We start from the raw sequence: 13,816 nt of genomic DNA on the forward strand, positions 1-13,816 counted from the left end.
TACGATGGCTATCAGACAGTTTCTCGATGGAATCGAGCATCATTTCGAAAAAGGTGGCAAGTACGAGCGCTGGTATGCGCTTTATGAAGCTGCCGATACTATTTTCTACACACCCAGTTCGGTGACATCCACAACCTCCCATGTGCGTGATGGCGTTGATCTTAAGCGCATCATGATCACAGTGTGGCTGTGCACTTTCCCGGCAATGTTTTTTGGTATGTGGAATATCGGCTTTCAGGCCAACAGCTTTCTTGCCTCCAATCCGGATGCTCTGATTGCTGATGGAGGTCTGCGCACGGCCTTTATTCAAGCTCTGGCGATAACTGGGGCCGGAGCAGGTGTATGGGATAATTTCGTTTACGGGATGGCTTATTTTATCCCTGTTTACGCGGTGACTTTTGTGGTCGGCGGTTTCTGGGAAGTTCTGTTCGCAACCGTGCGCCGTCACGAAGTGAACGAAGGCTTCTTTGTAACGTCTATCCTGTTCGCACTGATTTGCCCGCCCACCATTCCTCTGTGGCAGGTGGCTCTGGGTATTACTTTCGGCGTAGTCATTGGTAAAGAAGTCTTTGGCGGTACAGGGAAAAACTTCCTCAACCCGGCACTGACAGGTCGCGCATTCCTGTACTTTGCTTATCCGGCGCAGATCTCGGGTGATGCGGTTTGGACAGCCGTTGACGGTTTCAGTGGCGCAACTGCTCTAAGCATGGCCGCAAGCGGCGGTCTTGAAGCACTGGAGCAGAGCATTGGTTGGATGAACGCATTTATGGGCTCGGTTCAGGGCTCTATGGGCGAAACCTCTACTCTGGCTGTGATGATTGGCGGTCTGATCCTGATCGGTATGAGGATCGCGAGCTACCGAATTGTGGGTGGTGTGCTCATTGGCATGATCGGTACGGCCATGCTGATGAATCTGGTTGGTTCGGACACAAACCCGATGTTTGCCGTTCCCGCGCATTGGCATCTGGTTATGGGCGGCTTTGCGTTTGGTATGATGTTCATGGCTACTGACCCAGTTTCAGCGGCAATGACCAATACGGGTCGCTGGTGCTTCGGCATTTTGGTAGGCGTGATGACCATCCTTATCCGCGTTGTTAACCCGGCGTTCCCGGAGGGCATTATGCTGGCGATTCTGTTCGCTAACCTTTTTGCTCCGCTCATGGATCACTATGTGGTTCAGGCTAACGTTAAACGGAGGCTCGCTCGTGGCTAATGCTAAAGAAACTGTCTCCAGAACGCTGCTTGTTGCTCTGGTACTGAGTATCGTCTTTTCCGTAGTGGTATCAACCGCTGCGGTAGTGCTGCGCCCGGCCCAGATCAAGAACCAGAATCTGGACATTAAAACCAATATTCTCGCAGCGGCGGGCATGCTGCCTAATGGAGCAGGCGCCGATGAAATCGAGAGTATTTTCGCGCAGTTTGATGTGCGCTTGGTAGATTTGGAAACCGGCGATTATGTAGAGCCGTCTTTCGTGGAAGTAAGCGATCCCATGAAATACGATATGTATAAAGCTGCTTCAGATCCGAAGATGTCCACCAAGATCCCGTCGTCTGAGGATAAGGCCGGCATCAAACGCCGCCCCAATATCGCCAAGGTTTATACCCTGAGCGAAAACGGAGAAATGAAGCGGGTAGTGCTTCCTATTCATGGATACGGGCTGTGGTCCACCCTTTACGGCTTCATGTCGCTTGAAGGAGACCTGAATACGATTGAAGGCCTTGGCTTCTATGCCCATGCGGAAACACCCGGGCTGGGCGGTGAAGTGGATAACCCGCGTTGGAAGTCCCAGTGGGTTGGCAAAGAACTTTACGGTGAGGATAAAACTGAACCGCAGATTCGCCTGATGAAAGGTGGTGTTGACGCTAACGCAGCCGATAAAGAGCACAAGGTTGATGCGCTTTCCGGTGCAACACTGACCAGTCGTGGCGTTCAGCAGTTGGTCAACTATTGGATGGGTGACCGGGGTTACGCACCGTTCCTCAAGAAACTTCGTGAAGGGGAGGCCTGATCATGTCTGAAGTAACTGCCAAACAGGTTCTTTTCGAACCCATATTCAGTAACAACCCGATCGGACTACAGATCCTCGGTATCTGTTCTGCGCTGGCCGTAACCACCAGCATGAACGTCACCATTGTTATGTGTCTGTCGGTTATCGCGGTTACCGCGTTTTCCAACCTGGCTGTGTCGCTGGTTCGTACCCAGATTCCGGGCAGTATCCGAATCATTGTTCAAATGACCATTATTGCCTCGCTGGTTATTGTGGTTGACCAGATTCTCAAGGCCTACGCCTACGAGATCAGTAAGCAGCTATCGGTATTCGTTGGTCTGATTATTACCAACTGTATCGTTATGGGCCGCGCTGAAGGTTTTGCCATGAAAAATGGCCCTTGGCTGAGTTTCTTGGACGGCATCGGTAACGGCATGGGCTACTCAGTTATGCTGTTGTTTGTCGCATTTTTCCGGGAGCTGCTGGGTGCTGGTTCGCTGTTTGGCGTAACCCTGCTGACACCGGTTAACGAAGGCGGGTGGTACATTACCAACGGCCTGCTTCTGTTGCCGCCTAGCGCGTTCTTTATTATTGGCTTGGCCATCTGGGGACTGCGTGCCTGGATGCCAGAACAAGTCGAAGAAGAGGACTACAAAATGTCCCGCCACACCCATAAGGAGGCCTTCTGATGGAGCACTATATCAGTCTGCTTCTCAAAGCAATTTTCATTGAGAACATGGCGCTCGCGTTCTTCTTGGGGATGTGTACGTTCCTCGCCATTTCCAAGAAGATTGAAGCGGCTACTGGCCTTGGTATTGCAGTTGTGGTGGTTCTCACGCTGACTGTGCCGGTCAACAACCTGATCTACAACAACATCCTTCGTGAGGGTGCGTTGTCCTGGGCAGGCTTGCCGGATGTGGATCTGAGCTTCCTTGGGTTGATCACCTACATCGGTGTTATCGCGGCCATCGTTCAGATCATGGAGATGATACTGGATAAATATATTCCGGCACTTTATTCCGCACTTGGCGTGTTTCTTCCATTGATTACAGTTAACTGCGCCATCATGGGTGCGGCACTGTTCATGGTTGAGCGTGATTACACCTTCGGTGAGAGTGTGGTCTATGGCTTTGGTGCTGGCGTGGGCTGGGCTTTGGCCATCGTTGCTCTGGCAGGTATCCGTGAAAAGCTGAAGTACAGCGACGTTCCTGACGGGCTTCGTGGTCTGGGCATCACCTTCATTACTGTTGGTTTGATGTCCCTTGGCTTTATGTCCTTCTCAGGGATTTCCCTGTAATTCACCCGGTGATTCGGTTTAACGAAAAGGCGAGACCATGTATACAGAAATAATACTCGGCGTGGTCATGTTCACCGTTATCGTTCTGGCGCTTGTGGCGATCATCCTCGCGGCGAGATCCAAACTGGTAAGCACCGGTGATGTGACTATCGAAATCAATGACGACCCGGAACATACCGTGAAAACGGAAGCCGGTGGCAAACTACTGGGTACTTTAGCCGGTAGTGGTATCTTCCTATCGTCTGCCTGTGGCGGCGGCGGCACCTGCGCTCAGTGCAAATGTAAGGTGCTTGATGGCGGTGGCGCCATGCTGGCGACAGAAAAGACGCACTTCACGAATCGTGAAGAGAAGGAAGGCTGGCGTTTGTCGTGTCAGGTTCCTGTTAAACAGGATATGAAGATTGAAGTGCCGGAAGAGTTCTTCGGCGTGAAGAAGTGGGAATGTGAGGTTGTTTCCAACCACAACGTGGCTACCTTCATCAAAGAACTGGTACTCAAGCTGCCCGAAGGTGAGGAAGTTGACTTCCGCGCTGGCGGTTATGTTCAGCTGGAGTGTCCTCCCTACGAAATCAACTTCAAAGATTTTGATATCGAGAAGGACTTCCACGGCGACTGGGACAAGCTTGATATTTGGCGCTATAAGGCGATCAACAAGGAAGAAACCATTCGCGCTTACTCCATGGCGAACTACCCGGAAGAGAAGGGCGTTCTCAAGTTCAATATTCGTATTGCAACGCCGCCTCCGGGCACTGACCATCTGCCGGGCATCATGTCCAGCTACGTGTTCAACCTGAAGCCGGGCGATAAGGTTACGGTAATGGGGCCGTTTGGTGAGTTCTTCGCTAAGAAGACCGAAGCGGAAATGGTGTTTATCGGCGGTGGTGCCGGTATGGCGCCCATGCGTTCCCACATTTTCGACCAGCTCAAGCGCCTAAACTCCAAGCGTAAGATCAGCTTCTGGTACGGTGCACGAAGTGTCCGCGAGATGTTCTATGTGGAAGACTTCGACGGCCTTGCAGAAGAGAACGACAACTTCGAATGGCACGTCGCTCTTTCAGATGCGCAGCCAGAGGACAACTGGGAAGGCCCTACCGGCTTTATCCACAATGTGCTCTACGAGAACTACCTGAAAGATCATCCGGCCCCCGAAGACTGTGAGTACTATATGTGTGGGCCCCCAATCATGAACGCATCTGTTATCAAGATGCTGAAAGATATGGGTGTAGAAGACGAGAATATTATGTTGGATGACTTCGGAGGCTAAGCCTTTTAAATGACATCCCGCATATTTCAACCCGCCAGGGTCACTTTTGCCAGCGTCTTCACGGCGCTGGTGTTGGTGACTCTGGCGGGTTGCTCGTTTCAGCCAGATGAACAAATCTGGGAGATCTCAGGGCCGGTGTTTGGCACCAGCTATCATATAAGTGTTGTGTTGCCTGAAGATCGCCAGCGACTTGAGGCGCTGGCTCAAGGCATCGAAGAGACACTGGACGGTGTTGATGCATCCATGTCGACATGGCGGAAAGACTCCGAGCTTTCAAAGCTCAATCGCCTTGAGGATCAGTCAGACTGGGTTCCGGTGTCGGAACCGCTCTATGAAGTGCTCTCCAGGTCAGCCGAAATCTCTCGCCTAACGGAGGGCGCATTCGATGTAACTATAGGGCCGGTGGTCAATCTGTGGGGCTTTGGGCCGGAGGCTCGGCCGGAACAGGTTCCGTCGGACGATGACTTAGCCCAAGTACTGGCCTCAACCGGTTTTGAGCACCTCTCACTTCGGGCGCAACCGCCTGCTTTAAAAGCCTCCCAGCCTCAGTATATTGACTTGTCCGCCATCGCCAAAGGGTATGGTGTAGACGTAGTGGCACGCTATCTTGATAGTGAGGGCTTAAAAGCTTACCTCGTGGAAATCGGCGGTGAGGTGCGCACGCAAGGAATAAAACCTGACGGCAGTGTATGGCGACTTGCCATCGAGCAGCCGTCTGAGGGCGGACAACATGCAGTAAACCGTATTGTTAATCTGCCTTCCAAGGCGATGGCAACCTCTGGTGACTATCGTAACTATTACGAATCGGAAGGGCGTCGTTTCTCCCATACAATAGACCCAGAAACTGGAAAACCGATTACGCACCATTTGGCATCTGTAACGGTTATCGCCGACGACAGCATGACTGCTGATGCGTTAGCTACTGGTTTCACAGTAATGGGTTATGAGCGGGCATTTGGGCTTGCCACACGGGAGAATATTCCGGCCTATTTTATTATCCGGGCGGAAAACGGATTCGAGTCGCACCAGACTCCGGCGTTTTCTTCCTACGTTACTCAGTAAGGGGAGGGCAATATGGGTACCTTTCTTCTGGTTTTATTGATCGTGGTTCTTCTGGTTGCTGGCATGTCTGTTGGTGTGATTTTTGGGCGAAAGCCCATCAGTGGCACCTGTGGTGGTATTGGTGCTCTGGGCATCAGCTCTTCCTGCGACATTTGTGGTGGCAACACCCAGAAGTGTGAAGAAGAAAACCAGCGCGTGGCCTCGGAAGCCGCAGCGCCTGAAGATTTAGCCTATGATGCAACCAAGGCTGGTCGTAAGCGGTAAAACGCTAGCAGATTTCAAATAATCACAATTACTTTTCACGACGTAGATAAGGAGTCACTGCGCGCATGGCAGAATATCATTACGACGTCGTCGTTATCGGTGCTGGACCTTCTGGTGAGGGTGCGGCAATGAATGCGACAAAGCACGGCAAGCGTGTTGCTATTGTTGAAGACAAACCCACGGTAGGGGGCAATTGCACCCATTGGGGAACGATTCCTTCCAAGGCTTTGCGTCACTCGGTTAAGCAAATCATAACTTTTAACACCAACCAGATGTTCCGGGATATTGGTGAGCCCCGCTGGTTCTCGTTTCCCCGAGTCTTGCAAAGTGCTCAGAAGGTTATAGGCAAACAGGTAAAGCTGAGAACCCAGTTTTACTCCCGTAACCGTGTTGACCTGATCAACGGGCGGGCCTCGTTTCTTGACCAGAATCGACTTGAAGTCCGCGGGAACAAGGCTGTAGAGACCCTGCATTTCAAACAGGCCGTCATCGCTACCGGCTCACGCCCGTATCTACCGCCTGATTTGGATTTCCGTCATCACAGGATTTACAACTCAGACACCATTCTCAACCTTTCCCATACACCGCGCACCCTGATCATCTATGGCGCAGGGGTTATTGGTTCGGAATATGCGTCTATTTTTGCAGGTCTTGGTGTGAAAGTAGACCTTATCAACCCGGGCAGTCGCCTGCTGTCCTTCCTTGACGATGAAATCTCTGATGCACTGAGCTACCACCTACGCAATAACGGTGTGCTAGTGCGCCATAACGAAGAATACGAGTCTGTGGATGGCGACGACCATGGTGTGGTGCTGTCGCTGAAGTCAGGCAAGAAGATTCGTGCAGATGCGTTTCTCTGGTGTAATGGCCGAAGTGGTAACACAGATAGCCTAGGGCTTGAGAATGTTGGCTTAACGCCCAACGGGCGTGGCCAGCTTTCAGTAGATGAGCATTACCGCACCGAGATAGAGAACATCTATGCAGCCGGGGATGTTATCGGGTGGCCAAGCTTGGCAAGTGCCGCTTACGATCAGGGGCGCTCCGCCTCTTCAGATATCGTTGATGATGACTACTTCCGTTTCGTCACAGATGTGCCTACGGGTATCTATACGATTCCGGAGATCAGCTCCGTTGGTAAAACCGAGCGTGAGCTGACGGAAGCCAAAGTGCCCTATGAAGTTGGTCAGGCCTTTTTCAAGGATCTTGCCCGGGCACAGATTACCGGCGAAGCAGTGGGTATGCTGAAAATCCTGTTCCACCGGGAGACCAGAGCCATTCTGGGGATTCACTGTTTTGGTGACCAGGCTGCAGAAATCGTCCATATCGGTCAGGCGATTATGAATCAGGAAGGTGAGGCTAACTCACTGAACTACTTTATCAATACTACGTTCAACTACCCGACTATGGCTGAAGCTTATCGGGTAGCTGCATTAAATGGCCTGAACCGGATCTTCTAATCTGTTCAGTGCTCAGCTGGCGGGCAATTTTTCATTGCCCGCCGCCATTTCATTTCGATCGGGCAGTGCCAGAGCCGTGCGTGCACGGTTGTCGAAGAACATGCGTGTACTTGTGGGATAGTCTGTAATAACGCTGTCTACGCCCATAGCTTCTAGCCGAAGCATGTCTTGAATGCGGTTAACCGTCCAACAGGAAACGTGCATTTCCCTGCGCCGAGCGTTTTCTACAAGTTCTGGTGAGCACAGTTTCCAGTTAATGCAAAGGTATTCACATCCTAGCCTTGCTGCCTGCCCAATCGGCCTCGGGAAGCGTCTTTCTGCTACCAGCCCGGTACGAATACGTTTATTTCTTCTGCGAATTTCTTTCAAAAACCATGTGTCTGAGGAAGTAATTGCCGCCGTTTGATAGAGGTCCCGATGTTGGATAATTTCCGTTAGCCGGTTGCAGAGGATATTCAGTCTAGCGCGGGAGTCTTTTTTTACCTCAAGCTGGAAATGTTCAATATCGTTGAACTGATCCAGCAAATCCTCAAGCGACGGAATTCCTGCTCTTTCTGGCCAAGGACTTGTGTTTTTACGGGCGTCCATTGCAGCAAGCTCTGCGGCGGTGTAATTGCTTACCTCGCCTTTTTGGCCGGTAGTGCGGTCGGTTGTAAGGTCGTGCACCAGAACCGGTTTGCCATCTTTTGATAGCACCAGATCCAGCTCGAAATGCCTAACGCCCTGCCGGTAAGCGTGTTTAAATCCGGGTAGGGTATTTTCGGGGGCTTCACCTTTAGCCCCCCGGTGTCCGTAGACAATCATTCCGGTGTTTCACCTTTTAAGCGTTGGTAAATGGCCTGACGTTTTTTCCAAGTGTCGTGACACAACTGAATATCTTCCAGATAGGCCGGGAGTTCGTTCATCAGCAGCGCCTGAGGCCCGTCTACCAGTGCTTTTTCAGGTTTAGGGTGGAAGTCCACCAGCACCATGTTCGCCCCTGCAATCACGCCTTGTGCCGTTGCGTGCATCACGTCGAGAATGCCATCGGGGGATTTTTCACGGGTGCCAACAGAGTGCGACGGGTCTACACAGACAGGCATGCGCGTCAGCCTCTTAACAGCGGGCACGTGAGCAAAGTCCACCATGTTACGGTGTGGCTGGCCAGCTTCGGTTTTCATGCCGCGTAAGCAGAAAATAACGTTTGCATTGCCTTCACTGGCCAGATATTCCGCGGCATTCAGGGATTCGTTTAGAGTAATGCCAAACCCGCGCTTGAGTAGAACGGGATAGGTGCTCTGACGGCCAATGGCTTTCAACAGTTCAAAGTTCTGGGTGTTGCGGGTACCCACCTGAAGCATGACGCCTGTCGGCCGCCCAAGCTTTTCTAAACAGGTATCAATTTCTTCAATGTGGCTTTCATGGGTGATTTCCATGGCCACTACTTTGATGCCGTGTTTACCTGCTTTTTCAAATACCCAGGGTAGACAGCCTTTACCATGACCCTGAAACGAGTAAGGGTTGGTGCGGGGCTTGTAGGCGCCCATGCGGGTGCATACCTGACCGTTCTGCTCCAACGCCTTCAGCATCATTTCTACATGCTCTGGTATATCGACGGCACAGAGCCCTGCAAAAATATTGAGGTTGGATTGATTGAAATCCACCCCGTTATAGCTGAAGCCGGTTTGCCGATTATCATCCCGGTGGCGGCCAAGAATCCGATAGTCGTCGGATATGCGAATGGCCCGCTCGACCGCGGGTAGGGCTTCAATTTCTTCTTTGTCTAGAGGCTTTGTGTCGCCCAGTAGATATATTTCGGTCAGCCGTTGGCTGACTCCCTGAATTTCGTGGACGCGTACAGTTACGCCGGACAGGTTTTCCAGATAATGCATTGTCTGGCGATAGGCTTCGCTGTCGAGCGGTGTATTGGGGTGAAGAATAGCTAGCATGCGATCTCCTTAATGATCTAAAGACTCAGAGCGGGCGCTCTCAGCCTTGTGCCGTGCCTGCATGAATTCCCTGTGGTTAAGGTGCAATAAATCAGCAATACGGCGAATTAGGTGTTCTTCGTATTTGTCGATGCGATCATCTGCCAGAGCAACGTGCCAGATGCTTTCCAGTAGTGCCTGCTTACCGTCTTGATCCAGTGCATCGTTTATTTGCCCGGTAAACTCATAAAGTGAAGTGGCATCCTCGGCCTGACTTAACGCAGTGGCTAGTATTTCTTCCGCTTCTTCACGAGTTATCTGATGGGCTTTGACGGCGCAATCCACGATAACTTGTAGCTCGCGCTTATCCTGATCACTGTCTACTCGTGAAAGCTGAACCATCAAAGCAGTGGCTGCGATCGCAAGCTGGTGGTCATCGGGTTTATGATGCTCCGTTTCCGGCGCACTAAACAGTTTTTTCAGGCTCTCAATCATAATCTGCACGGCTATTTAGGTGGATTAAGGGTGCTCCGAGATCGGGCCAAACGAATATTGCTAGTCAGGCAGCTTTGTTGGCCAATTGGCGAACCCGGTTTTCCAATTCAATCTGGTCGGAAGTAAAGCGGCGAATGCCGTCTGCAAGCTTTTCGGTGGCCATAGCATCTTCGTTGGATTCCCAACGGAAGCGCTTTTCATCCAGAATTCCAAAGCCATCGGTTGAAGAGGCACCGGTAGCTGTCAGCTGTTGCGCCAGCTTGCCGTTGTCGTCTTTCAGCTCCTGTAGCAATGCAGGGCTTATTGTAAGCCGGTCGCAGCCCGCCAGCATTTCGATCTCGCCGATATTGCGAAAGCTAGCGCCCATAACCACAGTGCTGAAGCCATTTGCTTTGTAGTAGTTGTAGATTCGCGCCACCGATAGTACGCCGGGATCTTCTGCAGCAGGGAAGTGGTCGCGGCCGCTATTGGCAATATGCCAGTCCAGAATGCGTCCCACGAAAGGTGAAATCAAAAAAGCGCCAGCTTGGGCGCAGGCAGCGGCCTGAACAAAAGAGAACAGAAGTGTGAGATTGCAACGTATGCCTTCCTGCTCAAGTATTTCCGCAGCGCGAATACCTTCCCAAGTAGATGCAATCTTGATGAGGACCCGACTGGTATCCACGCCCTGCTGGTCATACAGTTCGATCAGGCGGCGTGCCCGCTTGAGTGTGGCCTCGGTATCAAAAGATAAACGCGCATCCACTTCGGTAGACACCACACCGGGTATCAGGCTGAGTATTTCCTGACCCGCCAGAACGGCAAGCATATCCGTGGCTAAGGTTAGTTGCTCTGAGTCTGAGCCACCCTGTTTACGTGCCATAGCAACGGCTTTTTCAAGCATGGGCCTATAGGCATCAGATGCAGCTGCCTTCAATAAGAGCGATGGATTTGTGGTGGCATCCTCAGGGCGCCATTGCGCAATAGCATCGATATCGCCGGTATCTGCCACTACGGTGGTCATGGTTTTCAGTTGGTCGAGCTTGTTGGTCATTCGTATAGTCGTCCCGATTGATATTTTTATCAGCACATCCGACTCCCGGATGCGGGTTGTGCTTCTACAATAACGGGCTGTAAAGGCAGGAACAAGACAGCAAAACGTTAGGTTCTGGCAATACAACGTTAAGGCTGTGACACGGCACTCGTTGCGGCTTCCGTTTGTGCAGGCTCTTCTGGCTCTTGAACCTTCTCCAATGCCGTCTGAATCACTTCCAAGCCCGCACCGGGTTTATGAGCATTTTCACTAATGTGGCGGCGAAATTGGCGACCGCCGGGCATTCCGTGGAAAAGCCCAAGTAAGTGCCTAGAAATGTGGCCTAAGAAAACACCGCGCTCCAACTCACTTTGAATAAACGGATACATCGACCTGAGTGCTTCGTGGCGCGAAGCAACAGGGGGCTCGCTACCAAAGAATTCTGAATCTACGCCAGCCAGTAGCCAAGGGTTGTGATACGCCTCGCGGCCCAGCATTACACCATCTGTATGTTCCAGATGTTGGTGGCATTCTTCGAAGGTTTTGATGCCGCCGTTGATAATGATTTCAAGGTGCGGGTACGCCTGTTTCAGTCGGTAAACCCAGTCGTATTTCAGAGGCGGAACATCACGATTTTCCTTCGGGCTTAGCCCCTCAAGAATAGCGATGCGTGCGTGCACTATAAAGGTGCGACAGCCTGCAGCGGCGACCTTCTCAATAAATTCGCAAAGCTCGTCCCAGGACTCGCGGCCATTAATGCCAATACGGTGCTTGACTGTAACCGGTAGACGAGTAGCTTCAATCATCGCCTGAACGCCTTCGGCTACCTTATCCGGGTGCCCCATCAAGCAGGCGCCAATCATGTTGTTCTGAACGCGATCACTAGGGCAGCCAACGTTCAGATTTACTTCGCTAAAACCAAACTCTTGGGCAAGCCGCGCACAGTGAGCCAGCTCGCGTGCATCACTGCCACCTAGCTGAAGCGCCAACGGGTATTCAGTAGGGTCATGGCGTAAAAACCGCTCAGTATCGCCGTGAATCAAGGCGCCTGTGGTGACCATCTCGGTGTAAAGTAGGGTGTGTCGGCTAAGCAGGCGAGCAAGATACCTGTAATGCGGGGTGGTCCAATCCATCATCGGCGCGACGCAAAAGCGGCGGGATGGCTCAAGCCCAGTGTTTTCAAGGGTTGAGGGGTGGTTTTGGCCGTTTTCTGAAGCTGTGTTTTTGATCATTTGTTGCTCAATTCTGCCCGTTTTTAGGGTCTCGGTGCTACAAAAGTGCTACAGACTCGGGCTTGTAGCACCCAAATCTGGCCCCGTGTCTGGCCAGCCTCCAAAAGAAAGTTTGCGGCCTGAACGCTTCGTTCGAACGGGTCTTTCGAATCCCCAATTCTATCAGGAAAACGGTTTAGCCGGTGTACTGGGTTGGTACCCCCCCTATGAGTATTAGCCGATGGGCTCCTGATGTCGTCGAAAAAGTACGTTTCCCGTCACAAATGCCGGTTTTCGGCAGATATCCTTTAGTTAGGAACAGGCCGTTGCGCCAGAAAGCGCGCAGATGGCAGCAAAGCCTATCGTGCTGACGTGAGGGTCAAGCGTGATGGCAAAACTGTGTATCAGGAGAGTCGCACATTTGATCGAAAAGCCTTGGCCAAAGACTGGAATAGTCGTCGGGAGCTTGAACGTATAAAACGTCCTCTTCCTGCGGGTTAAGAAACTCCATTAAGCTGACTTGTTTTTAATTTCATTTTCGATCACCCAGAGCCGATCCTGGCCCCAGCAGGTGACATCGCCGTACCGGAAGCTCGGCACACCCCAGAGCCCGCAGTTATACATCGCTTGACGATTAACTTCTGCCCACTCACGCCAGCTTTGGTCGTCCAACAGGGCTTTGGCTTTGTGCCAATCCAGTCCTGAACGTTCTACGATCAGCTTGAGGCCAGTGTCGGTTTCTGAGCGGATGCCTTCGGCATTGACTGCCCGAGCGTAGGTGCGCATGTACTCAATTTCTCTGCCCAGCGAGCGGGCGTATTCAAACAGAGCGTAGCATCGTTCCACCCCTGGCCCGAGAGGATCAGCGACAAAACCGTAGGGAAGCCCCAGCTTGCTGGCTTCTCTTTTGGTGTCGTGAAATATGTACCATTTCTTGGCATCAGGCACCGATAGCCCGCGCATCACCATGGGTAACACCGGCCGAAGATGGAGAGGGATGTTCCAGACTTCTGCCAGCTGAATCGCCCGTTCAAGTCCGAGGTAGGAGTAGGGGCTACGGATGGAAAAGAATACCTCTAAGGCCGTACCAGGCTCAGAAGAGTGGTCGGGAAGTCTGACAGCGTTCTTCGTTAAGTCAGCCCATGTGTGGGTGTACGTTATGGCAGCGGCGTTGTCTCGTTTCAGGCCCTGATCTGTGAGACTGCGCTCAAGATGATCCAGACGATCAACGCCCCAGAACCACTCGCCAAGGTACCGAGTCATACTACCTTGATAGTGCCCGAGCCGCCGAAGCAGCTTTTCATTCTCGAGCAGGGATTGGTTGTGATGATCTGATGGCTCCAGAACTGACCCACTGTGGGCCTCTGAACTCCAGAGATCCGTCAATATTCCGGCCGCAGTGCTGAGCCCTTCGCCAGCTTTTTCGGCATTGAGCAGCCGAGTTGTGGCGGATGTTAATTCGATGTTCGAGGGTGGCGTAGGCCGGTAAGGCGGTGTGAAGTTATACAGTTTGGCAAGATTGATTGCATCTTGCTGAGCCCACTTATGCCAGAGCGACGGCTCCGGGAAAATCTCGTCATCCTGCTGCCAAACGGTATGGAGTTGAAAACGAACCCGAAAACGTTCCTGCAGTTCGAGGAGAGCTTGCAGCAGGGGGAGTCCAAAAGGGTCACGAGGATTCACGAAAACCAGAATAAGATCGCTCTCGCCCCGCACCCTCGCACGAACGCTTTGAATAGATCGTTGCAACACGTAGCGGGGTGAACTGGACAGTGCGCGGGCGACCCAGGGGATAAGGTCCGCGTTGACAGGGCGGCGCATAAGACAGTCCTTCTTTTTATTATTGATGGAGTTGATGC

General features: G+C 52.1%; 14 protein-coding genes. 8 read left to right on the plus strand and 6 right to left on the minus strand.

All coding sequences use genetic code 11. The annotated features are described in order from the left end of the window. The first annotated feature begins 4 nt into the window (after positions 1-4). From MWU62_RS08335 to sthA, 8 genes are all read left to right on the plus strand, one after another. Positions 5-1,213, plus strand: coding sequence for an NADH:ubiquinone reductase (Na(+)-transporting) subunit B (locus MWU62_RS08335; protein ID WP_247114407.1), 1,209 nt, complete (start codon positions 5-7; stop codon positions 1,211-1,213). Beyond that, positions 1,206-2,009 (plus strand): Na(+)-translocating NADH-quinone reductase subunit C, encoded by an 804-nt coding sequence (locus MWU62_RS08340; protein WP_247114408.1) that lies wholly within the window; start codon positions 1,206-1,208, stop codon positions 2,007-2,009. The genes MWU62_RS08335 and MWU62_RS08340 overlap by 8 nt, the downstream gene beginning before the upstream one ends. A 2-nt stretch (positions 2,010-2,011) precedes the next feature. Then, entirely contained in the window at positions 2,012-2,677 is a 666-nt protein-coding gene (locus MWU62_RS08345; RefSeq protein ID WP_247114409.1) for an NADH:ubiquinone reductase (Na(+)-transporting) subunit D, read from the plus strand. Further along, a complete protein-coding gene (gene nqrE, locus MWU62_RS08350) occupies positions 2,677-3,285 on the plus strand; it encodes an NADH:ubiquinone reductase (Na(+)-transporting) subunit E (protein WP_200201103.1) in 609 nt (202 codons plus the stop codon). Before MWU62_RS08345 ends, nqrE begins: the two co-directional genes overlap by 1 nt. Before the next feature lie 37 nt (positions 3,286-3,322). Then, positions 3,323-4,549 carry an NADH:ubiquinone reductase (Na(+)-transporting) subunit F gene (gene nqrF / locus MWU62_RS08355; RefSeq protein WP_247114410.1) on the plus strand — a complete coding sequence of 409 codons (1,227 nt, stop codon included), beginning with the start codon at positions 3,323-3,325 and terminating at the stop codon, positions 4,547-4,549. 9 nt (positions 4,550-4,558) lie between these two features. Continuing rightward, a complete protein-coding gene (locus MWU62_RS08360; protein ID WP_247114411.1) occupies positions 4,559-5,611 on the plus strand; it encodes an FAD:protein FMN transferase in 1,053 nt (350 codons plus the stop codon). A 12-nt stretch (positions 5,612-5,623) separates the two neighbouring features. Next, entirely contained in the window at positions 5,624-5,875 is a 252-nt protein-coding gene (gene nqrM / locus MWU62_RS08365) for a (Na+)-NQR maturation NqrM (RefSeq protein WP_247114412.1), read from the plus strand. Between the two features lie 65 nt (positions 5,876-5,940). Then, the gene (gene sthA, locus MWU62_RS08370) at positions 5,941-7,332 is read left to right on the plus strand and encodes a Si-specific NAD(P)(+) transhydrogenase (RefSeq protein ID WP_247114413.1); all 1,392 of its coding nucleotides are present in this window, start codon (positions 5,941-5,943) and stop codon (positions 7,330-7,332) included. 12 nt (positions 7,333-7,344) lie between these two features. On the opposite strand, the gene MWU62_RS08375 is transcribed toward sthA, so the two are convergent. The 6 genes from MWU62_RS08375 to MWU62_RS08400 all read right to left on the minus strand — a co-directional run bounded on the left by MWU62_RS08375 (position 7,345) and on the right by MWU62_RS08400 (position 13,778). Beyond that, a complete protein-coding gene (locus tag MWU62_RS08375; RefSeq protein WP_247114414.1) occupies positions 7,345-8,136 on the minus strand; it encodes a glycerophosphodiester phosphodiesterase in 792 nt (263 codons plus the stop codon). Next, positions 8,133-9,260, minus strand: coding sequence for a 3-deoxy-7-phosphoheptulonate synthase (locus MWU62_RS08380; RefSeq protein ID WP_247114415.1), 1,128 nt, complete (start codon positions 9,258-9,260; stop codon positions 8,133-8,135). Before MWU62_RS08380 ends, MWU62_RS08375 begins: the two co-directional genes overlap by 4 nt. Before the next feature lie 9 nt (positions 9,261-9,269). Next, on the minus strand, positions 9,270-9,734 hold the full coding sequence (locus MWU62_RS08385; RefSeq protein ID WP_247114416.1) for a TerB family tellurite resistance protein: 465 nt from the start codon (positions 9,732-9,734) through the stop codon (positions 9,270-9,272). Positions 9,735-9,798: 64 nt separating this feature from the next. Then, on the minus strand, positions 9,799-10,767 hold the full coding sequence (gene tal / locus MWU62_RS08390; protein WP_247114417.1) for a transaldolase: 969 nt from the start codon (positions 10,765-10,767) through the stop codon (positions 9,799-9,801). Between the two features lie 128 nt (positions 10,768-10,895). Next, positions 10,896-11,978, minus strand: coding sequence for a tRNA dihydrouridine(20/20a) synthase DusA (gene dusA, locus MWU62_RS08395; protein WP_281494833.1), 1,083 nt, complete (start codon positions 11,976-11,978; stop codon positions 10,896-10,898). 489 nt (positions 11,979-12,467) lie between these two features. After that, complete coding sequence (locus MWU62_RS08400) at positions 12,468-13,778, minus strand: DsbA family protein (RefSeq protein ID WP_247114418.1); 1,311 nt, start codon at positions 13,776-13,778, stop codon at positions 12,468-12,470. Positions 13,779-13,816: the final 38 nt, after the last annotated feature.

This window comes from Marinobacter sp. S6332 (genome assembly GCF_023016045.1).
In the GTDB taxonomy this organism is placed as follows: Bacteria; Pseudomonadota; Gammaproteobacteria; order Pseudomonadales; family Oleiphilaceae; genus Marinobacter.

Bases quoted from the DNA above. Each gene is read 5' to 3' on its own strand.
- MWU62_RS08360 (WP_247114411.1), top strand. From the start codon at position 4,559: ATGACATCCCGCATATTTCAACCCGCCAGGGTCACTTTTGCCAGCGTC.
- nqrF (WP_247114410.1), top strand. From the start codon at position 3,323: ATGTATACAGAAATAATACTCGGCGTGGTCATGTTCACCGTTATCGTT.
- MWU62_RS08380 (WP_247114415.1), bottom strand. From the start codon at position 9,260: ATGCTAGCTATTCTTCACCCCAATACACCGCTCGACAGCGAAGCCTAT.
- dusA (WP_281494833.1), bottom strand. From the start codon at position 11,978: ATGATCAAAAACACAGCTTCAGAAAACGGCCAAAACCACCCCTCAACC.
- nqrM (WP_247114412.1), top strand. From the start codon at position 5,624: ATGGGTACCTTTCTTCTGGTTTTATTGATCGTGGTTCTTCTGGTTGCT.
- MWU62_RS08375 (WP_247114414.1), bottom strand. From the start codon at position 8,136: ATGATTGTCTACGGACACCGGGGGGCTAAAGGTGAAGCCCCCGAAAAT.
- MWU62_RS08335 (WP_247114407.1), top strand. From the start codon at position 5: ATGGCTATCAGACAGTTTCTCGATGGAATCGAGCATCATTTCGAAAAA.
- sthA (WP_247114413.1), top strand. From the start codon at position 5,941: ATGGCAGAATATCATTACGACGTCGTCGTTATCGGTGCTGGACCTTCT.
- tal (WP_247114417.1), bottom strand. From the start codon at position 10,767: ATGACCAACAAGCTCGACCAACTGAAAACCATGACCACCGTAGTGGCA.
- MWU62_RS08385 (WP_247114416.1), bottom strand. From the start codon at position 9,734: ATGATTGAGAGCCTGAAAAAACTGTTTAGTGCGCCGGAAACGGAGCAT.
- MWU62_RS08345 (WP_247114409.1), top strand. From the start codon at position 2,012: ATGTCTGAAGTAACTGCCAAACAGGTTCTTTTCGAACCCATATTCAGT.
- nqrE (WP_200201103.1), top strand. From the start codon at position 2,677: ATGGAGCACTATATCAGTCTGCTTCTCAAAGCAATTTTCATTGAGAAC.
- MWU62_RS08400 (WP_247114418.1), bottom strand. From the start codon at position 13,778: ATGCGCCGCCCTGTCAACGCGGACCTTATCCCCTGGGTCGCCCGCGCA.